The 20,190-nt window shown below is 35.8% G+C and carries 24 protein-coding genes; 22 read left to right on the top strand and 2 right to left on the bottom strand.

The window, feature by feature from the left end; all coding sequences use genetic code 11:
* The first annotated feature begins 282 nt into the window (after nucleotides 1-282).
* The 8 genes from ACQKNX_RS06885 (at nucleotide 283) to ACQKNX_RS06850 (ending at nucleotide 6,668) form a co-directional block, all read left to right on the top strand.
* Nucleotides 283-429 carry a hypothetical protein gene (locus ACQKNX_RS06885; RefSeq protein WP_427428189.1) on the top strand — a complete coding sequence of 49 codons (147 nt, stop codon included), beginning with the start codon at nucleotides 283-285 and terminating at the stop codon, nucleotides 427-429.
* A gap of 164 nt (nucleotides 430-593) precedes the next feature.
* Nucleotides 594-902, top strand: coding sequence for a hypothetical protein (locus tag ACQKNX_RS06880; protein ID WP_427428188.1), 309 nt, complete (start codon nucleotides 594-596; stop codon nucleotides 900-902).
* Nucleotides 903-1,042: 140 nt separating this feature from the next.
* Nucleotides 1,043-2,164, top strand: coding sequence for an RNA-guided endonuclease InsQ/TnpB family protein (locus ACQKNX_RS06875; RefSeq protein ID WP_427428187.1), 1,122 nt, complete (start codon nucleotides 1,043-1,045; stop codon nucleotides 2,162-2,164).
* Between the two features lie 310 nt (nucleotides 2,165-2,474).
* Complete coding sequence (locus ACQKNX_RS06870; RefSeq protein WP_427428186.1) at nucleotides 2,475-2,987, top strand: DUF1643 domain-containing protein; 513 nt, start codon at nucleotides 2,475-2,477, stop codon at nucleotides 2,985-2,987.
* 136 nt (nucleotides 2,988-3,123) lie between these two features.
* On the top strand, nucleotides 3,124-4,863 hold the full coding sequence (locus ACQKNX_RS06865; protein WP_427428185.1) for a phage tail spike protein: 1,740 nt from the start codon (nucleotides 3,124-3,126) through the stop codon (nucleotides 4,861-4,863).
* Between the two features lie 13 nt (nucleotides 4,864-4,876).
* A complete protein-coding gene (locus ACQKNX_RS06860; protein WP_427428184.1) occupies nucleotides 4,877-5,233 on the top strand; it encodes a hypothetical protein in 357 nt (118 codons plus the stop codon).
* A gap of 350 nt (nucleotides 5,234-5,583) precedes the next feature.
* Nucleotides 5,584-5,997 (top strand): phage holin family protein, encoded by a 414-nt coding sequence (locus ACQKNX_RS06855; protein WP_427428183.1) that lies wholly within the window; start codon nucleotides 5,584-5,586, stop codon nucleotides 5,995-5,997.
* A complete protein-coding gene (locus ACQKNX_RS06850) occupies nucleotides 5,997-6,668 on the top strand; it encodes a M15 family metallopeptidase (RefSeq protein ID WP_427428182.1) in 672 nt (223 codons plus the stop codon). The genes ACQKNX_RS06855 and ACQKNX_RS06850 overlap by 1 nt, the downstream gene beginning before the upstream one ends.
* Nucleotides 6,669-7,438: 770 nt before the next feature.
* Here the strand turns inward: ACQKNX_RS06850 and ACQKNX_RS06845 are convergent.
* Entirely contained in the window at nucleotides 7,439-8,116 is a 678-nt protein-coding gene (locus tag ACQKNX_RS06845; protein ID WP_427428181.1) for a hypothetical protein, read from the bottom strand.
* Nucleotides 8,117-8,573: 457 nt separating this feature from the next.
* Between ACQKNX_RS06845 and ACQKNX_RS06840 the strand changes: the two genes are divergently transcribed.
* The 13 genes from ACQKNX_RS06840 to ACQKNX_RS06780 all read left to right on the top strand — a co-directional run bounded on the left by ACQKNX_RS06840 (nucleotide 8,574) and on the right by ACQKNX_RS06780 (nucleotide 19,016).
* Nucleotides 8,574-9,005: a BrxA/BrxB family bacilliredoxin gene (locus ACQKNX_RS06840; RefSeq protein ID WP_172771689.1), complete on the top strand. Its 432-nt coding sequence runs from the start codon at nucleotides 8,574-8,576 to the stop codon at nucleotides 9,003-9,005.
* Nucleotides 8,993-9,784, top strand: coding sequence for a class I SAM-dependent methyltransferase (locus ACQKNX_RS06835; RefSeq protein ID WP_427428180.1), 792 nt, complete (start codon nucleotides 8,993-8,995; stop codon nucleotides 9,782-9,784). The genes ACQKNX_RS06840 and ACQKNX_RS06835 overlap by 13 nt, the downstream gene beginning before the upstream one ends.
* Nucleotides 9,785-10,022: 238 nt before the next feature.
* Nucleotides 10,023-10,583 carry a biotin transporter BioY gene (locus ACQKNX_RS06830; RefSeq protein ID WP_427428179.1) on the top strand — a complete coding sequence of 187 codons (561 nt, stop codon included), beginning with the start codon at nucleotides 10,023-10,025 and terminating at the stop codon, nucleotides 10,581-10,583.
* Nucleotides 10,584-10,607: 24 nt separating this feature from the next.
* Nucleotides 10,608-12,086 carry an AMP-binding protein gene (locus ACQKNX_RS06825; protein WP_427428178.1) on the top strand — a complete coding sequence of 493 codons (1,479 nt, stop codon included), beginning with the start codon at nucleotides 10,608-10,610 and terminating at the stop codon, nucleotides 12,084-12,086.
* On the top strand, nucleotides 12,083-13,234 hold the full coding sequence (locus ACQKNX_RS06820) for a thiolase family protein (protein ID WP_427428177.1): 1,152 nt from the start codon (nucleotides 12,083-12,085) through the stop codon (nucleotides 13,232-13,234). The genes ACQKNX_RS06825 and ACQKNX_RS06820 overlap by 4 nt, the downstream gene beginning before the upstream one ends.
* Nucleotides 13,231-13,608, top strand: a complete 378-nt coding sequence (locus tag ACQKNX_RS06815) for an FAS1-like dehydratase domain-containing protein (protein ID WP_427428176.1) — start codon at nucleotides 13,231-13,233, stop codon at nucleotides 13,606-13,608. Before ACQKNX_RS06820 ends, ACQKNX_RS06815 begins: the two co-directional genes overlap by 4 nt.
* Nucleotides 13,605-13,949 carry a MaoC family dehydratase gene (locus ACQKNX_RS06810; RefSeq protein ID WP_427428175.1) on the top strand — a complete coding sequence of 115 codons (345 nt, stop codon included), beginning with the start codon at nucleotides 13,605-13,607 and terminating at the stop codon, nucleotides 13,947-13,949. The genes ACQKNX_RS06815 and ACQKNX_RS06810 overlap by 4 nt, the downstream gene beginning before the upstream one ends.
* Nucleotides 13,946-14,767 carry an SDR family NAD(P)-dependent oxidoreductase gene (locus ACQKNX_RS06805; RefSeq protein WP_427428174.1) on the top strand — a complete coding sequence of 274 codons (822 nt, stop codon included), beginning with the start codon at nucleotides 13,946-13,948 and terminating at the stop codon, nucleotides 14,765-14,767. The genes ACQKNX_RS06810 and ACQKNX_RS06805 overlap by 4 nt, the downstream gene beginning before the upstream one ends.
* Nucleotides 14,768-15,577 (top strand): ATP-binding cassette domain-containing protein, encoded by an 810-nt coding sequence (locus ACQKNX_RS06800; RefSeq protein WP_427428173.1) that lies wholly within the window; start codon nucleotides 14,768-14,770, stop codon nucleotides 15,575-15,577. It begins immediately after the preceding gene.
* The gene (locus ACQKNX_RS06795) at nucleotides 15,553-16,407 is read left to right on the top strand and encodes an ATP-binding cassette domain-containing protein (protein WP_427428172.1); all 855 of its coding nucleotides are present in this window, start codon (nucleotides 15,553-15,555) and stop codon (nucleotides 16,405-16,407) included. The genes ACQKNX_RS06800 and ACQKNX_RS06795 overlap by 25 nt, the downstream gene beginning before the upstream one ends.
* A complete protein-coding gene (locus tag ACQKNX_RS06790; protein ID WP_427428171.1) occupies nucleotides 16,400-17,203 on the top strand; it encodes an energy-coupling factor transporter transmembrane component T family protein in 804 nt (267 codons plus the stop codon). The genes ACQKNX_RS06795 and ACQKNX_RS06790 overlap by 8 nt, the downstream gene beginning before the upstream one ends.
* A gap of 1 nt (nucleotide 17,204) precedes the next feature.
* Entirely contained in the window at nucleotides 17,205-17,516 is a 312-nt protein-coding gene (locus tag ACQKNX_RS06785; RefSeq protein ID WP_427428170.1) for a CHY zinc finger protein, read from the top strand.
* A gap of 612 nt (nucleotides 17,517-18,128) precedes the next feature.
* The gene (locus ACQKNX_RS06780; RefSeq protein ID WP_427428169.1) at nucleotides 18,129-19,016 is read left to right on the top strand and encodes a nucleotidyl transferase AbiEii/AbiGii toxin family protein; all 888 of its coding nucleotides are present in this window, start codon (nucleotides 18,129-18,131) and stop codon (nucleotides 19,014-19,016) included.
* A gap of 126 nt (nucleotides 19,017-19,142) precedes the next feature.
* Here ACQKNX_RS06780 and ACQKNX_RS06775 read toward each other — a convergent pair whose 3' ends face one another.
* Complete coding sequence (locus ACQKNX_RS06775; RefSeq protein WP_427428272.1) at nucleotides 19,143-19,451, bottom strand: tyrosine-type recombinase/integrase; 309 nt, start codon at nucleotides 19,449-19,451, stop codon at nucleotides 19,143-19,145.
* A 186-nt stretch (nucleotides 19,452-19,637) separates the two neighbouring features.
* Between ACQKNX_RS06775 and ACQKNX_RS06770 the strand changes: the two genes are divergently transcribed.
* Nucleotides 19,638-20,138: a hypothetical protein gene (locus ACQKNX_RS06770; protein WP_427428168.1), complete on the top strand. Its 501-nt coding sequence runs from the start codon at nucleotides 19,638-19,640 to the stop codon at nucleotides 20,136-20,138.
* Nucleotides 20,139-20,190: the final 52 nt, after the last annotated feature.

The raw sequence follows: 20,190 nt of genomic DNA, 5'->3' as shown, positions 1-20,190 counted from the left end.
TTTATTGATATAAAGCGTTTTTTAACAATTTTCATACGAAATGGTATATCAAATCGCATAAATAAAGTTACATTATAGAAAGTTCTATAACGATGCGAATACATAATCTTTTCTCGCACGAATTAACTGGAGTGATAATTTAAATGGCAAGGAACTATATTCAACTAACGGAGCAGAAGAGTTAAAGAAGAACATCACTGAATAGTATATATATTGTTTCCTTAGAGGCAAATAATGTTAAAATTAAATCACCAAGCTATATGTTGCGGGAGGGGATTTTTAGTGTTGAGATTTGTTGATGACTTAGCAGGTGCTATATATGATATTTTTAAATTTATTATAAGGTCGACTAGCTATTTACTTGCAGGGGCGCTAATTGTTGCAGTTCCAATGTATTTGATAGTTTGGATATTCGGTTTATTTCAGTAATCATATTCAACTAACCCGTGCTTTAGTTAAATTTTGATTCACGAAATATCAAACTAAGTTGTACAAAAAGGTACTGCATTGCAGTACCAAACTCTACTCAGATACCGGTGTAGATCGTTTCACAATCGCATGTTCATTTAGGACGGATTAGGGAGGGAGTCTTTGTGCATAAGCAAATTTATAAAGTGAATAATGGTGGGTTTATTGAGGAAGTATTTTTAGGAGAGTTTGATGGCAAAGGTCATTTGATTGATCCAATTGGGGAGTACGTCACGACAGATTTACCCCAACCTTTACCATTCTATCGTTCAAAATGGGATGGGACTCAATGGGTTGAAGGGGGAACGGAAGAAGAAATAGCGAAGCATAAAGAACAACAATTACTGGAGAATTTAAAGCCGTCAGTGGAAGAAATAATGGATGCTGATTTAGAAGTAAAGATCCTTACCATGTTAATAGAAATGGAGGGATGATACAGTTAAAATAAATCTATACAAATGTATAAAAATATAATTGTTTTATAGTTATTTCAGGTGTTAACTTTTGAAGTATTACGCAATAGGGATATTTGTAAATAACATATTCAAAATAGTGAAAAGGGAGTTACTTGAGGATGATACTAGCAAAGAAAGTTAGGTTGTACCCAAGTGAATCACAAGAACAAAAGCTGTGGCAATCAGTAGGAACAGCAAGATTTGTTTACAATTATACACTTGCTAAACAAGAAGACAATTATAAAAATGGCGGTAAATTTATATCGGATGGTGTTCTTAGAAAAGAATTAACCCAACTAAAGAAAACGGAATTGTCTTGGTTACATGAAGTATCGAACAATGTAGCCAAACAGGCGGTTAAAGATGCGTGTGATGCTTATAAGAAATTTTTCAAAGGTCTAACAAATAAACCAACATTTAAGAGCAGAAAAAAGAGTAAAAAGTCTTTCTACAATGACAATGTAAAGTTAAAAGTCAAAGATGGAAAGATGGTACTTATTGAAAAAGTGGGTTGGATAAAAACAAATGAGCAATTGCCTGTTGGTATCAAATATAGTAATCCAAGAATCAGGTATGACAATAAGTATTGGTATTTGTCAGTAGGAATAGAACAAGAGACTATCAAAGAAGAACTGTCCGATGAAGTGATAGGTATTGACTTAGGTGTCAAAGAGTTAGCTGTTTGTTCAAATGGTCAAATATTTAAAAATATTAATAAGACAAGTGTAGTACGTAAGAGTGAGAAGAAACTGCGTAGATTGCAACGTAGTGTATCTCGGAAATATGAAATGAATAAGGAGGGAAACCGTTTCGTCAAAACATGCAATATTATAAAAATCGAAATGAAGATACAGCACCTACACAGACGATTAAAAAACATACGTGACAATCATATTCACCAAGCTACAAATAGCATTGCGAAAACCAAGCCTTGCAGAGTAGTGATGGAGGATTTAAACATAAAAGGAATGATGAAAAATCGTCACTTATCCAAAGCTGTTGCTAAGCAAAAACTACATGAATTTATTCGACAAATGGAATATAAGTGTGAGAAATACGGCATTGAATTCATTCAAGTAGAATGTTTTTATCCATCTTCTAAAACATGTTCATGTTGTGGCACTATCAAGAAAGATTTAAAACTTTCAGATAGAGTATATAAATGTGAATGTGGTTTAGAAATAGATAGAGATTTAAATGCGTCTATAAACTTAGCTAACTATGGAAAATTAATAGTATAGTCACCCGAAAGATAACTATTACTATGTAGGATTCGTTGTATCCGAATTGACGCTTGTGGAGTGTTATAGCAAACGAAAGTAGCTTAGGCAAAATCGGACACGTAGAAGCAAGAATGAAACAAGATTTATAGATTTTTATAAATTTTTGGCAACGGTTCGTACGATTAAAGATGTGAAACCGGAGGCGTTGCAGAGATACGTTGAGTTAGAAATTGCGGAACGGGAAATTGTTGCACTAGCGTAAATAACAAATATAAATTGAAAAATTATTAACTCCATGGTAATTATAGATAAAAGGAGTTTGATAATAATGGTAAAAGTAGTTTCAAAAACAATTGAGTGTTCTGCAGTTTTTTCTGATGATGAACATTATAGATATCTTTTAACTCGAACTTGGGATAAGTCAAAGCCTAAAGCTACAGTATTAATGCTTAACCCGAGTGTAGCAGACGTATTGAAAATGGATAAAACTATTATGAATGTAATGAATTTTTTAATTGGCAGTGAGGAATATGGAAGTTTATCGGTGGTAAACTTATATTCATATGTTTCTACAGATCCCAAAATGTTGAAACACAGAGACGATGATTTAGAAGCTGAAAATGAAGATTATTTAGACGTAGCTTTTGATGATTCAGAAATAATTATTGTTGCTTGGACAAGAGATAAGTATATAACTAGAAAAAATGAAGTGAAAAACAAACTTCAAAATTACCAGGATAAAATTAGATGTTTTGAAGATGCAGCAGGACTTAAACCAAGACACCCAAGAGATCTAGGAGCAGGGTGGAAAATGGTTATATGTAATTTAGAAGAACTATAAGTACAGATTAGTAGTTCCATATTGTTCTGTAATAAATTAACAAAACAATTTAACTTAACAAAGTATCCTCTACTGAGGATGCTTTTTCTTTTGATTAAAAGGAAGCATATGAATACATGTTAGTTGGTGATAAAACATGCTAGTCGTTACAAACTTCGCAGGTAATCAAACAGAGCCTTTTTTTACAACCTCTGCACCAGTATTTGAGCAAGATACGCAAGGCAATTTAACGCTTGAATTTACAGTCAATAAATCAAATAACGAAGCTGGATTTAATCTTCTTCAAGAAGAATCGATTGTTAGGGCCGCTAATTATGATTTTCGAGTAAAGCAAATTATTGATGATAAACCAGGACGAAAAACCATCCTTGCCATTTCAACATTTTTTGATTTAGCCTATCAGTTTAAAGATAAAACTTTTGGTGGTACTCATAGCAGTCAGGAGTTTGTGAACTACTTGTTTGCTGGTACAGGTTGGACAGCGAAAATAGATTTTACGGAAACTGCAACCATCTATAAATTTGGTTCTAAAAACATCATCCAGTGTGTGAATCAAATCTGTGATGCATTCAATTGTGAATTTGAGATATTACCGAATAATCGAGTGCATTTTAGTAAAACACTTGGACCGGACAATGGTGCACAGTATCGCTATGGACATAACATTAAAGCACTTAGCCGAAAGATTGATACAACGCATCTTCGAACAAAAATTACGGCCACAGGTAAAGAAGATTTAACCGTGACTTATACTTCTCCAAATCACACAATATGGGGTATCCGTATCGCTGATCCAATTAGTGACGAGCGATTTACCAATGCAGATAACTTGTTGAAGAAGGCTAAAGTTTCACTTATTGACTATCCAGAAGTAGCGTTTGAGCTCGATACAATTGAATTATTAGATAAACAGTTAGGTGAGAAAGTATGGCTGATTTACGAGCCGATTGAGGGGCTAGAGCTACAAACTCGAATACTCAAACGCATTTGTATAGTAGACGAGGTTACAGATGAGTTAAAGACGATTGCTGTCACTCTGGGCAACTCCTTACCACGTACAATGTCAGATAACGAAGTGGATACTGAGGAGCTTATTGAAGATACAAAAGAAGAGCTAAGTGAAGTGGTTGAGGAAAATAAAAAGGAATATAAGTCGGCCATTACACAAACAGATAGCCGTATTACTCTTGAGGTAGAAAAATTAAATAAATCAATTGCTACTGTTGATGTGAAAGCCGACCAAATTAGTCTATCAGTGAGTAATCGCATTACAAATGAAGTGGCTGCTATTAATGTTCGTGCTAATCAAATACAGTCAACGGTAAGTGCTCAAAACGTTTCCATTGGCAACTTAAATAACCGTATAGGGAGCGCTGAAAGTAGTATTACACAGCAATCTTGGCAAATCAGTCAAAAGGTTAGTACAACGGATTACAACGGAAATAGAATTGCGTCATTAATTAATCAGACATCTACCACAATTAGCATTCAAGCATCAAAAATCAACCTTGTAGGGGCAGTCAGGGTTCTTTCAGACATTAGTGGTAATTTGGGGACAATTCATGCAGGGAACATTCGTATTAAAGAAGATATTCACATGGGAAATAGACTCTACTTTAGTGATTTGACTTCTGTGGGGGGCGCTAATGGGACGATTCAGTTAAGTGCTTGGAATGACATCGTTTATAGCGGTTCACGTCACTCTTTTAATGGAACAGTTGATTTTAGTGGAGCAAGAGTAGTAGGTCTAGGTGGTGGAGGTAATTATGTGAGTACTAACACACTTGGTCTAGAAATTACACAAAGTTCAAATAATGCAAGAACGATTGTCTTTAAACGATATGGCCGCGATATTGGTACGATTACATTAAGATAAGGAGATATGTAGTATGGAACAAAACTATTTTCTAATTTCAAATGAAGGAACAGCGTTTGCATTAGAGGGGAAAATAGACTTAGTACAGATTCAAAAGGTTTTAAATACACCACAAACTGTAGCTGTGCGATTAGGACGTAAAGTGGTCAGTAAGTTTATGATCCATGCTGTGGCTAAAAATGAGTGTTCGGATATGGAGGATTATAATTTAGGTATCACAGTTGGACAAAGTAAGATAGGTACGAATGCAGAAGAGATAGAAAAAGTATTAGATAAATTGGAATCTGATATTAATAAAATGGAGTATGTCATGATAAATGACGCGATGTTAATTTTTAAACATGCTTTTCAGGTGGCTGAGGCTGAATAATAAGCAAAAACGCTAGCAAAGGCTTGCGTTATTTGTATTGTCATTTTTAGAAGGAAATCATTCCCTTTTGTCGAAAGGTTTAAGATGAAAGGGGAATGTTTTGTGAAATCGATATTAACAAAAATTAAGGAAAGTCTTATAAATACAACACCTAAAGTTCCTAAGAATACTTGCCACTTTTGCAAGCGTAAAGATTCGGATTTAAGAAATTATAGGAATGAGAGGAATCAAAAAATAAAAGTGTGCTATTTATGCGTTGAATACGCTGAGAGGCGGGCTTATCGCAAATAAAATTTTCCTATGCCTTCCACTTGTGGAGGGCTTTTATTATGCAAAGAGGAAGGTGTCCAATGAAAACAGACACATTATATACATCGCTCGTAGGCGGCTCCATGGCAGGAGTCGCTTATTTTGTTGGTGGCATTGACCATTTAATCAAAGCACTAACTATCTTTATGGCGATTGATTATATTTTAGGCGTTATGGTTGCTTTTGTTGTGAAAAACATTGATAGCAGAAAAGCCTTAAAAGGGCTGTTTAAAAAAGTGGCGATGATTTTGATGGTCATTGCTGCAGTGCAACTGGACTTAGCAACCGACAGTGGTAACTTTATGCGCAATGCCATGATTCTTTTTCTAATCGGTATGGAAGGAATCAGTATGATTGAGAATCTTGGTAAGTTAGGATTGAAAGTTCCGAAGTTTTTAACAAATGCCTTTAAGCAACTTCAAAACGACAATGATGATAAAAAAGGTGATAAATAATGAGTGTAACAACAACATGTCGAGATTTAGGTGAACTATTACCAGTTTCACAAACTGCCTGCAGATTGCTATTTCAGGAGTGCTATAAGGCAGGTATTCATAATATCTTTGTCACGGAAACATACAGGTCGCAAGCACGGCAAAATTATCTATATGCACAAGGACGTACAAAACCAGGAAAAATTGTGACGTGGACACTGAAGAGTAATCATACATCACGTTTAGCGTGGGATATTGCTGTGGCTCCCCCGAAACCCTTATATGATGTAGATACATTAACAAAAGTCGGGGCAATCGCTCGTAAGTTAGGTATTACATGGGGCGGTGATTGGGTACGCAGAATTGACCGACCTCATTTTGAAGTGAAGCGCAATTGGAAGATGCCTAGAGGCTACAAATTAGAAGGACAAATAATCGTGCCAAGTAACAGCAAAATGAAAGTCCAATTAATTTTGAAAGACAAGAAGGAGGAAGTTAAAGTGGCAAATACAATTTGGAATCCTGGTTCACCAGCTATAAGAACAGAGACAGAGAACTTTATTGCTCAGGCGGTTAAGGATGGTATTATTAATGCTTCACATTTGAAGGATTTACAAAATGGTGTAATGACGACGGATCGCTTAGTAGGTTTGTATATTACCATCCAACAACGTCTTAAAAATAAAGAGTAGTAAACACTTGTGCAAAAATTTTTATTAAAAGGCTTCCAAACAAAATTACGTTTGGAAGTCATTTCTTGTAAGAAAGTCTATCTTACCTAAATAAACTTGAGATAGATTTCAGAACACTTGATAGTTGCTTGCATGGATTTTCAACTTTAAATAGGCAAGTACTGTCTATAATTTTAGTTCGTAATAACATTTAGCGATAGAAAAACTACACCTCCAATTATTATGTGTCAATTGAGGTGCAGTTCAAAGCTAATTTAGTCAAGCCAGTCGTTTTCATTTATTTATTTTCACTTTGAGAGTGTTGATATCTTTTGAAACTAAAAATAATTGTTCATAAATAAGTCTTAACTGTAATTGACGTTTATAAAAATGATTCACTGGAATTTACTCTTCTAATTAGTAAAATGTCCTTTTATTTTTTATTATAGTATTAGGAGTTAATGTTCCAAATTATATAATATATAATATTTATTTTGTTTTCTTATATAGGTGAATTATACCTAGTACTATAAAAACTATGGATATAAATGTCAGCTGAAAACCATGGATTTCCCTAAAAGCAGTTCCAAAGACTCCATATACTCCACTCCACTCATCTAAGGTTTGAGCGTATAGGCTAGCTGAAATGTATGTAAAGCCAAAAACTAAAATCCCTGAAACTAAAAAACTTAATCCTTTGATTACATTTATCAAATTTAATCAATCCTTTCAAAATCTAAGGCCATTCACAAAATATAATTATCTCGTGACTGACCTTATTTTTTTACAGATTATATTTCATAAACAACGTAACAGTAACCCACATGTCTATACGATGCTCCAGAGCCTAAGTAAACATCAGGTGTTTCAAAAATACCCCAAGGATCATTCCAAACTTCGAAATTTTGTACTTCATAATCATCGTAAGCAATGATTTGATAATTTTTATTGTTTGTGTTAATAGAATGATAAGCATTTTTTGTAAATGTTTTTGTTACATCATATCCTACCGCTGTAGTTAACATTTTTGTGTCTATTTTTATATCTGCTTTATACATATTTGAGACAGTAACGTCTTGATTTAAAACAAGTTTACCATTATTACCAGCTCCTGTTCCAGATGTTCTTGCACGAACAGTCGTACCGCATACAGGAACCTCACTCCTGATTTTCTTTATATATTGACCTCCTCCATTCAATGGTGTGATGCTTTCATCGCTATTTTCTACAACTTCTGTAGACATTAAATCAGAGTGCTTTACATGTACTACCTTTACTAATTTTGCATCAGGTGTTGGCTTCTCCCAATCACACGCTCTAATATACTCTTCTGGGTTTTCTGGAACAAATTCATGAATTAAATTGTTCAATTCATAGACATCGGAACTAGCCTCAGTAGAATTAGTACTAATAAAAAGACTTGCTACAATAATTAAAAAACTTGAAAATAAAACTAGAATCTTTTTCATTTTATTACTCCTATGTAAATATATTGTTGGATTGGTAACAATCCAACAATTAATAGTAACACATAAAAATTATGGTTTAAATAGATAATTTAATTATAAAAATAAAAATGTATAATTATGTTAATGTTGTTTGTTATTTAGACATTTAATGGTGAAATAGTAAGTGAGTTGAACAAATAATTAAAAGAGCAATTGTTTTTTTGTGGCAGTGCAACTTGGTTAGATGATAATATCATAGTTATGTCCGGTATAAATCATAAAGCAACCTAACAGTTTTTAGGTGTGTAACAAACCTACAACCAACCCCTCTTCGTTACACAAAAAAAGTCACGAAAGTCACGAAAAAGTCACATTTCTCCCGAAAACATGTGATTTTGGGTGAAAACAAGTTTTTGTACATTCGTGAAAAACCTTGCTATAATGGGCTTTGTGATTACATATGAAAGAGGGTAAAAGCATGAACGCTTACGACGAATATATGAAACAGGTAGTGAAGCCGATGCGTGAAGAGTTGGTGGAGGCTGGGTTTAGTGAGTTGACAACGGCTGATGCTGTTAATGAATTTATGGCGGAGGCAAAAGGGACTTCTTTGGTTGTCATTAACTCGGTATGTGGATGTGCGGCTGGGTTGGCTCGTCCAGCAGCACGTGAAGCGGTAGGTACGGTAAAACCGGATAATCTTGTAACAGTATTTGCTGGGCAAGATCCTGAAGCTACTGCTGCTATGCGTGGTTTCTTTGAGGATGTGCCACCAAGCTCGCCGTCAATGGCTATTTTAAAAGATGGGGAATTGGCTTATTTTATTCCACGTGAACAAATTGAAGGTTTTCCAGTGGAGCAAATTACAGCGCATTTAACAGGCGTTTTAGAGCAAACATGCGAGAAATAAAAACGATTGTGACTACAGCGGGCAGACCAGACGACTTGTCGATGGTGCTCGCTGATTTTGTGTGTGACACGTTACATGTCCCGTTTGTGGCTCGTAATAAGCGTTCAATTCGTAAAATTTCTGAGGAAATGCAAGCAAATGTTATTATTGCAGGAAAAAATCGCTATGAATATTATGCATTTGGGGCAGAAGAGCCTTTTTTCTTTCATCCAAATTCAGCGGCATTTCGTTTAAAGCGAGTGGCACGCGGAGAAATCGAGCCGTTTTTAGAGGCCGTACAGCTAGAAAAAAATGACACGGTATTGGATTGCACGCTAGGTTTAGGTGCAGATGCGATGTTAGCTGCCTTCATTGTTGGGAAATCTGGGCGAGTAGTTGGGCTAGAGGCAGATCCTAATGTGGCGTTTATTGTGGCACACGGGATGGACACATATGATACATCCGAGCTTCCATTAACCGCATGTATGCGACAAATCGAAGTTGTACAGGCAGAAGCTATAGCATATTTAAAATTACAGCCTGACAATGCATTTGATGTCGTCTATATGGATCCGATGTTCGAAGAAATTATAGAGGAATCGAATAATTTTCAAGCACTTCGCAAGGCTGGAGCACATATAACATTAACCGATGAATGGGTAACAGAAGCGAAACGAGTTGCAAAAAAACGAGTCGTTTTAAAGGCTCACTTTCGGTCGACATGGTTTGATAAATATCATTTTTCAAGATTGACACGTTTAACTTCAAAATTTCATTATGGCGTTATTTTGAAGCAATAAGTCCATAATTCGCTTAAGTTATACTTTCAGGAACAGACCGATTTTAATGTCTGTTCCTTTTTTTGTCAAAAATCACACCTTTACAAAAGAAAAATAATCACTTGAAAATATTATTATTTAATTTGAGTTAACTTTAGATATAAAATAAGTTTACACAAATGAATTTTAGCGCTATTATAATTCACATACAAAGAAACCGGTTTTTTTGCATAAATTTTTTTAAGGTGAGGTTTTTTATATGACAACTAAAGAAATGGTATATGCGGCACTTTTCGCAGCATTAATAGCGGCATTAGGATTGATTCCTCCAATTTCAGTAGGCTTTATTCCTGTACCAATAACAGCACAAACATTAGGTGTAATGTTAGCAGGAGGATTTTTAGGAAAGAAAACTGGGGCAATTAGTCTCGTACTGTTTATTGTTTTAGTAGCATTAGGTTTACCTTTATTATCTGGTGGTCGTGGTGGCTTTTCGGTATTAGTTGGTCCATCAGCAGGCTATATTTTTAGCTGGCCGATTGCAGCTTTTCTAATTGGCTATACAACTGAAAAAATATGGTCTTCTATTAAGACTTGGAAATTATTAATTATTAATTTTGTATTTGGTGTATTACTAGTTAGTTTAATTGGAGCACCAGTTATGGCATTGATTACACAAACGTCTATTTGGGCTGGTTTAGTAGGAGCGTTAGTGTATTTACCTGGTGATTGTATAAAAGCAATTATCGCGGCGATTATCGTCTTGCAATTAAAGGCAGTTAGTCCAATCGAACAAAAGCTAAATAGTGAAGTAGAATAAGATTTTTTAAAGGTGTGTGAAGAAATGAACATCATCGAGCCCATTATCGAACATGCAGTTCGTCAGCCAAAGGGAATTGCGCTAATTCATGAGGAACGATCTTATACATACGAACAATTAGTAAGTGCCATGAAAAAAATTGCAAAAGGCATTCAATGTAATGGACTTGAGCACGAAAAAATTGCGATTTTATCTAGTAATCGAATTGAATTTGTGGAAGTTTTCTTAGGGATTATGTATGCAGGTTGTGTGCCGATTTTACTTGATCCAAAGTGGAGTTTACTTGAAATTGAGTTGGTATTGAAACAAGCACAACCGAAGATGATTTTTCTTGAGTGTATGTATGAAGAAAATTTGCATATTTTCGATCAAATAGACACGTATGTATTTTCGGACAAGCAATTAGCTTCCTATAATGAATGGTTTTCTACTTTAACAGAAGAAGCTACGGTTAATAAAGCGAAAGATCCGTTATTTATAGGCTTTACCTCTGGTACAACTGGCATGCCAAAGGGTTACGAACGAACACACAATTCTTGGCTGAAGAGTTTTATTGCGACAAAAGAAGCATTCCTGTTAAATACTTTAGAAAATTTTCTAGCACCAGGACCATTCGTGCAGTCACTGTCATTATTTGCGCTAATGCAAAGTTTATATTTTGGTGGGACGTTTTATATTATGACCGCTTTTGAGGAAAAAAAGGTTGTTAAGTATTGTAGGGAAGTTTCTAATATGATTTTATTTCTTGTGCCAACAATGATCGAAAAGCTACTTAGGTTAGATAGTTTGCAAGAAATGCATGCACAAGCAATCATTTCTTCCGGAGCTAAATGGTCAGAACGATCGAAAGTACGTGCGAAAAAGGTCTTTGGTACAACAAAATTATTTGAATTCTACGGCTCTTCTGAAGCGAGTTATATTAGTTATTTAGATGTTCATCAAACAATGCAAGAACATACAGTTGGAAAACCTTTTCGTGGTGTAGAGATTTCCATTCGAGATAACGAACAACGTGAAGTGACAATTGGCGAAGTTGGATTACTCTATGTTCGTAGTGAAATGATGTTCACTTGTTATTTTCAATTACCCGAAGAAACAAATGCAGTATTTCATGAAGGCTGGTTAAAAACAGGAGACTATATGATGCAAGATGGCGCGGGTGCATTGCATTTAATTGGTCGTGACAAAAACATGCTAATTACTGGTGGCTTAAATGTGTACCCAGAGGAAGTGGAAACGGTGCTAAAACGACATGGTGCAATTGATGACATGATAATAGTTGGTGTGCCAGATGATTACTGGGGGGAACGGCTTGTTGCCTGTATTAAATGGCAAGATGATCGAACGCTTTCAATAGAAGAAATTCAGCAATTTGGCGCTCAGTTTTTAGCAAGTTATAAGCTACCGAAACAATTAATAACAGTGCAGAAGTTCATCTTTACAAGCAGCGGAAAAATAGCTCGTAAAGCCATGAAAGATTGGTTAATGGAGGAATTGTCATGAGAGACGCAGTAATTGTGATGGCAAAACGAACACCAATTGGCAAAATGGGGGGGCAGCTAGCCACACTGGAACCAGAGCATCTAGTAGCCCCATTAATAAGAGAAATAATAAAAGAAACTGCATTGCCAAGCGATTGTATTGATGATGTCATTTTAGGAAATGTTGTCGGGCCAGGAGGAAATTTGGCCAGACTTGCTGCTTTAGAAGCAGATTTACCTTTTTCTATTCCAGGGGTTACCATTGACCGTCAATGTGGCTCAGGGCTAGAAGCAATTAATATGGCTGCCAGATTTGTTCAAAGTGGAGCAGGAGACGTTTATTTAGCTGGTGGTGTAGAAAGTACAAGTCGTGCGCCTTGGAAGATGAAAAAGCCGAGTACATTAATGGCTATGCCCGAAGTTTATTCACGTGCACCGTTTACTCCACAGCGTTATGGCGATCCTGACATGGGTATAGCAGCTGAAAATGTAGCAATGAAATTTTCGATTTCACGACAAGCACAAGACCATTACGCATACAAAAGCCATCAAAAAGCGATTCAAGCAAGGAATTTAAATCGTTTTGACGAAGAAATAGTGCCTCTACACGTAAATGATGGCTGGGTAACTATAGATGAGTGTCCAAGAGAGAATACAAGTGTCGACAAGCTTCAATCATTAAGACCTGTATTTTTAGAAAATGGTACGGTCACTGCAGGAAATGCATGCCCGCTAAATGATGGCGCGGCACTGGTTTTAGTCATGTCTTTAGAAAAATGCCGTCAATTACAATTACAGCCGATACTCCGCATTGTCGATACACAGGCTGCAGGTGTCGATCCAAATTATTTAGGGATAGGTCCAGTTCCAGCTGTACAAAAACTATTGAATAGGCAACAACTGAACGTAGAAGATATTGACATTGTTGAATTTAATGAAGCTTTTGCTTCACAGGTGCTCGCTTCAATCCAAACATTACAAATTCCTGAAGATAAGGTTAATCGAGCTGGTGGGGCAATTGCCATTGGTCATCCGTACGGCGCATCAGGTGCTATTTTAATTAGTCGATTATTTTATGAAATGAAATATCAACCATATAAAAGAGGGCTTGCAACACTAGGAATTGGTGGTGGAATGGGGCTTGCAACGCTTGTGGACGCAGTTCGATGAGATTAACAAAAAAAATAACCGTAACAGCTGAGTGGATACAGCGCTATGCTAAAAGTATAGAGGCCCCGTTACAATATCTTCATGGCAAACTCATTGCCCCTGCGACCATGCCCATTGTATTTTGGCAACAATTTGATCGAGCGATTTTTAATAATCAAAAGCCAGTTCTCCATGGGTCGCAGCATTTTTTTTATCATGTGCCGATTCAAGAAGGAATGGTATTACATTGTGAATTAGCTTTAAGCCATAAAGAGCATAAACAAGGAAAACAAGGACCAATGACTTTTTATACTTATACTTTAAACTGTTTCGAACAAAGAACAGAAATTGTGCAATTAAAAACAGTTTTGATCCACGTAGGTGCTGACATATGAAAAAAACCGTTACTGCAAAACAGGTCCACTATTATGCACAAGTATCGAAAGATGATGCCGCAATCCATGTTAATGCTGAGGCAGCGAAGGAAGCGGGCTTCGAACGCCCGATTGTGCACGGTATGTATTTAATGGGGCTTGCTCAATCATTGTATATTAAAGAACATCCGTTAAAATGGGTCGTTTGCTATGATATGCGGTTCCAGAAACCACTTCTAATAGATGAAGAAGTGACGTTTCGATTTATTGAACAGCACAATACGATAGAAGTATCCTTATTGACCAACATCAACGACTTAATCGCTATAGGATTTTTTGTTGTGAAGGAGTTGAGACAATGAAGAAGGTCGCGCTTATCACAGGGGCAACAAGAGGGATTGGTCGCAGTACGGCTATTCATCTAGCTAATAATCAATACTGTGTTGTTGTAAATGGCACGAACCAGCATTTAATTAACGAAGTCGTCCAACAAATCCGCGCTGAAGGAAATAGGGCAGTTGGGTACTGTACGGATATTGCTGATGTTGAAGCGGTGTCTAAGATGATTGAAGCTGTGATGGTAGAGTTTGGACAAATAGATGTTTTCATTCATAATGCAGGTAATTTAAGAGATGAAAAATGTATGCGAATGTCAACTGAGCAATGGCATGATGTCATCAATGTCCATTTACATGGCGCTTTTTACTGTATTTCACGCGTACTGCCTCATTTACTCGAAAGAGGAGGCGATATTTTATTGATGACGTCAACAGCTGGACTAATGGGCTCCAAAGGCCAGCTCAATTATAGTGCGGCGAAAGCGGGCATTCTTGGAATGACGTGGACATTGGCGGAAGAGTTGAAGCCATTAAATATTCGTGTAAATGCTATTTCACCTGCTGCGTTAACGGATATGACGAAGCCTGTGATTGATTTTATATCAAAAAAATATGCGGAGCGCAATGAACCGTTTCCTGAATATTGGAAGGTGGGGACCCCAGAGGATATTGCCCACTTCATCAGTACATTACTAGCACAGCAAGATGCAAATCTAACGGGAGAAATATTTGGGGTAAATGGTACAACGGTTACAAAATGGACGAGACCACAGCAAAGCATTTCTGCCAGTAGTCCAGAGCGTTTTTTCGCCATGTACGATGAGCAAAAGGGAAGTGTTTAAATGCTAGCATTTGAGCATGTCAATTTTTATCACAAAAAGAATGCACCGATTTTAAAAGATATTCATTTTACCATTCAAGCGGGTGAATTTGTATCAATTGTCGGCAAAAATGGATGTGGCAAATCAACACTTGCAAAATTAATGAATGGCTTATTGCTTCCGAAAAACGGGGTTGTACGTTTTCATCATTTGGAGACAAGTAATGCTATAGATTTAAAAGAAATTCGACAGCAAATAGGTTTTATTTTTCAAAATCCTGAAGATCAATTTATTACAACAAGCGTTCGAGATGAAATCCTTTTTGGGCTTGAAAATATTCGTTTACCAAAGGAAGAAATGGATCAGCGTGTTCAATGGGCTAGCAAAGCAGTTGACATGGAAACATATTTAGATTGCATGCCACATGAATTATCCGGAGGGCAAAAGCAACGGGTTGCGATTGCGTCAATTTTAGCAATGCGTCCACAATGCATTATTTTTGATGAGGCCACGTCAATGTTAGATCCAATAGGAAGAGAACAAGTATTAGCCCTCATGCACTCACTGCATCAAGCTGGTTTAACGATTGTCCACATCACACACCATATGGATGAAGTAATGCAAACAGATCGTGTACTTTTACTAGATAACGGTCAAATTTGCTTCGATGGACATCCGATAGCTCTATTTGAAACAATCAATGTAAGAGATTTTTCCTTAGTGGAGCCTATCGCTGTCAGAATTCATCAATTGGCAAATGAAGCATGGGCATTAACAGCGGACTGGGAAGGAGCAATTCGTTTACTATGGGATACGAGCTCAAAAACGTAACAGTTGAATATGATAATCAAACAGCTTTAAAAAATATTTCGTGTTCCATATCAGATGGTAAATGGATTGCGATCATTGGAAAAACTGGAGCAGGTAAGTCAACCTTTGTTCAATTATTTAAGGGATTAGTAGATTTTAAAGGGGAATATAGACTACATAATAACCTTATTACGCTAAGTGGAAAAGGGCAAAAAAAAGATTTACAGGAAATTGGCTATGTCTTTCAATATCCAGAGCACCAGTTTTTTGAAACGACAGTTTATAAGGAACTAGCGTTTGGACTAAAACAAATAGGACAATCCGAAAAAGAAATACGAGCTAGTATTTCTGAAATTCTTCCGAAAGTAGGTTTAGATGAAACCATTTTGACGCTTGCTCCTTTTCAACTAAGTGGGGGACAAAAACGGCGTGTAGCGATAGCATCTATAATATTAATGCAGCCAAAGTTACTTATTTTGGATGAACCTACGGCTGGGCTTGACCCAATTAGTAAGTCAACGTTACTAGATTTTTTGAAGGAATGGCAATTAGAAACGAATCATACCGTTCTGTTTGTTACCCATCAAATGCAAGATGTCGCTGAGTACGCTAATGAAGTCATTGTTCTACATGAAGGAGAAATACAAGCACATTTAAATACCAATCAATTGTTTTTACAGCAGGCTCATATAGTAACAAGAGCAGGACTAGCAATGCCGGAACAACTACAATTATTAAAAGTTGTGGAACAATTACTTGGGGAGAAAATAGCAGTAGCAAACTGTAAGGAGCAAACCATCTTCAATGCTGTTAAGCCATATTTACAGTTTAGGGGGAAGCTTGATGCGTAGTTCTATTATAATTGGACAGTATGTCGACAACCAGTCCATTTTCCATCGATTAGACCCTCGAATTAAAATTATTAGTATTTTTATGCTGATGTTAAGCTTCTTATTATTAGATACTGCGACGAGCTATGTAATCGCCACTTTTTTTGTGTTTTCATTAATAATTGTTTCTAAAGTTCCGTTTGTTGTGATTTTAAAAGGTGTGAAGCCATTACTCTTTATCTTATCCTTTACGTTTGTTTATCATCTGCTCTTTACTAAAGGACATGTATTATGGTCAATGGGAATCATCACATTTACGATTGAAGGAATTGAAGCGGGCATACGGTTTGTCTGGCGTATTTTGCTCCTTGTTTTATTAGCTTCATTATTGACCCTTACAACAAAGCCACTTATTTTAGCTAAAGGTTTAGAAAAATTGTTAAAACCGTTATCGAAGCTTCGTGTACCAATTGAACAATTTTCATTAATGATTGTTATTGCCATTCGATTTATTCCAACTGTTTTAGAGGAATTGAATCGAATTATACTAGCACAAAAATCAAGAGGGTTTGACATTAAATCATTACCGTTTATGAAGCGTATTTTTGCGTATATTCCAATTGTTATACCGTTGCTGTTTACAACTATACAACGGGCAGATCAATTAAGTGATGCCATAGATGCTAGAGGATATGGCGATGGTAAAAATCGCACAAGCTATATTGAACTACATTATGAGAAAAAAGATATGTTAGCAATGCTCGTAACAGTTTTGTTCGTATTTGTATTAATTTTTATTAAATGGAGTGGAATTTAAGATGGAGATTTTCGGTCCAGTCATTGATGATGAAACGAGATGCATACATTATCATACAGAAAAAGATATTATCGCGATAAAGTTTGCATGTTGCGAGCGCTATTATCCGTGCTATAAGTGTCATGAGGAACATGCCCAGCATCCCATAAAACGCTGGCACCAATCACAATTTCATACTAGGGCAATACTTTGTGGACATTGTAAACATGAATTGACGATTCATGACTATATGCAATCATCATGTTGTCCGCAATGCAAAGCCGCTTTTAATGCACGATGCGCCAATCATTATCCTATTTATTTTGAAATGTAAGTTGAATAGACTAAATTTGAAAAGCGATATAGATACAGTGTTTTACTTTTTAAATACTTTATGTTATAATAAGAATCGTGCTATTTTGGGTAGCAACATTCAGTAATCTGGCATTCTGCTTTTTGTTTTTTAGGATACTTATTCACACTGGCGCATGCTTTGGGGCTGCAAGGACGCAAAAGAAGGTTGGGTTTGCGTTGCTTAAGTTAGAGGGCACACAGTGGAATTTTACCGCGGTGATGAAACGAAAACGTTTCCAAATAATATTCCCCAGATGATTGGGTTGAGACTTTACAATTTACAGAAATGTTACCTATTAAATACTAAAGGGGTAGCTTCGCAAATGCGGAGCTACCCCTTGTCCAATTTTTTTGATAATATTAACAAAAATAATAAACATCTGCCATTTAGCACCTGCTTTTTTAGAAAAGTTAGGTGCATTTTTCGCTTTATTTTCCTAAATAACGACAAAAAACGACAAACTATCTCTGGATTATATTACCGTTTACTATTGTGGGAAAATAAGTAATAATAAAGCACAGAGTTTTTTAAAAAATCAAATATATGATATGATTGAAAAATTCTGAAAAATGATAGAAGTGAGGGTGGCATATGAAACAAGTAAATGAGGTATCAATACCTGTATTGGACCAATTAACAGATGTAGCTCAGCAACAACAGAAAAGCTTGGAGGTATTTGTAACACTCTATTCCCATGAAAGGTTATTAGTGCGCTTAGCGGCTTCTTCCTATGAGGATCAGTATTGGCTGTATGGAGATCGTTTAATCGGTGCATTAACAAATAATTATGAAAAATCTTCTACAGGAATTACATTGTGTGCCAAAAAAATGGCCAACAAAGATAGCATCATAAAGCATGCTTTCAAAGAAATTTGTTCGGTGAATGTTCCGGAGGATGGCATTAAATTTGTTAGCGATGAATTAGAAATTACAACTAGTGATGAAGATCAAATTAATATTAAAATTCCTGCACAATTAGGACATATAACAACATACATAGAAATAAAGATTAACCTTTTTGATAGAATTACAATGGCTCCAAAAACGATAGCGTTTCAGACGATACTAGATAATTCGCCAATTGAGTTATTAGCTTATCCAACAGAGCTTATGATTGCACATAAATTTAACTTAATATACCGATACTCGGCATTCGAACAAGCGATGAAAGAATATTATGATGTATATTTATTAGCAAGTACACAGCATTTTGAAGGTCGAGTTTTACAAGAGGCTATATCAGATACATTTGACCGACATAAAACAACACTAGAAAAATATCCATCAATGTTCTCTAAACAACTTTATTTAGACGCTACTAACAACAAGAGATGGCAGCAATTAGTTAATCAACAGACAATACCATTTGATAAAGTTCAAAAACTTGTTCATCAATTGTTAGTGCCGATTTATGAGGAAGTAATAGTAGAGAATGAATTTTTTGAAAATTGGGATTACAAACTAGCTGATTGGCAATAACAAAATGAAAAATCCGCGAGCTCTAATAAAGTTCGCGGATTTTTGTAAAAAAATATGAATTAGTTCGTGTAACATTAAACGAATGATAAAAGAGTTGATTTATCAACGCTCAATAAGGTATTTAAACTAATTAGCCCCAGTTTTAGCCCCATTTCCTATTTCTAAACTCATGCTGAACACTTCCATTGACTGCTCTTCCAACTCTTTCACATGTCCGTAAATTCCATAAATCATTGCTGGGGTATTGCCTAAACGTTCAGCAATCACCTTTACGTTTTGTCCGCTATTCAATAAAATCGTTGCATGAGTATGACGTAATCTATGAAAAGTAATTTTAGGCTCGCCATCATCGTTTAATATACCAGCCTTGAACATAGTATCTCTAAACATTTTATGAATCGCCATACCATGTAATGGATTATTGAATTCAGTGATAAATATAAAAAGCTGATCGTCAAGCTAAAGAATGGCGTGTCATGTAAGACCACAATAACAATTACTTTTATATGCAGTTGCAGATAAATAAAACATATTATAGAAGGGAAATGATAGACATGCAACAACAAACACAACACACATTAGAAACCGTTGTACAAGTATCCTGGAGCGAAGGTACATAGAGTGTTAGATGATCTTACATACAATGGCATTATTAAAGTAAGTCGAGAGCATTTGAGTAAAAAGTTAGAGGTTGGATTAAATACAATCTCTACAGCTTTAAATAGCCACAGTGTTTATGGATTATCAGTACAAATGATTCAATTAAAAACAGTTCAGAATGAAGTAGCCTGCTTATTAAATAAACTTGATGAAATAACAGAGAATGGTTGGCATGAAGATTGTGGCCAAGCATGTATATCCATTTTGCAAATTCAAGATACAGTACGTTTAATTGATATGGCATTCTTTCCGTTATTCAAGGATATGTCAGCCGAAGTTGATACTCTAAACATTCATGCACAAGAATTGTATGAGATAGTGATTAAAAGTGAATCAGAGCAATCGGTTGATGCAGCTACTAAGCTTGATATAAACAGTGTAGAAGGTTGGGACTACTTTACTATGGAAAACAACATAAAAACATTTATCAAAGAATTTAGCAGAGAACCTGCAAGCTTATAGGAAGTGTTAAAGTATATAACTGAAACCGTAGCGAAAGTGGTAGCTAAAAGCG

This window comes from Lysinibacillus sp. NPDC093712, from assembly GCF_050280025.1.
GTDB lineage: Bacteria > Bacillota > Bacilli > Bacillales_A > Planococcaceae > Lysinibacillus.
Note: the sequence above shows the minus strand (reverse complement) of the source record. Positions and strands in the feature narration are given on the sequence as shown.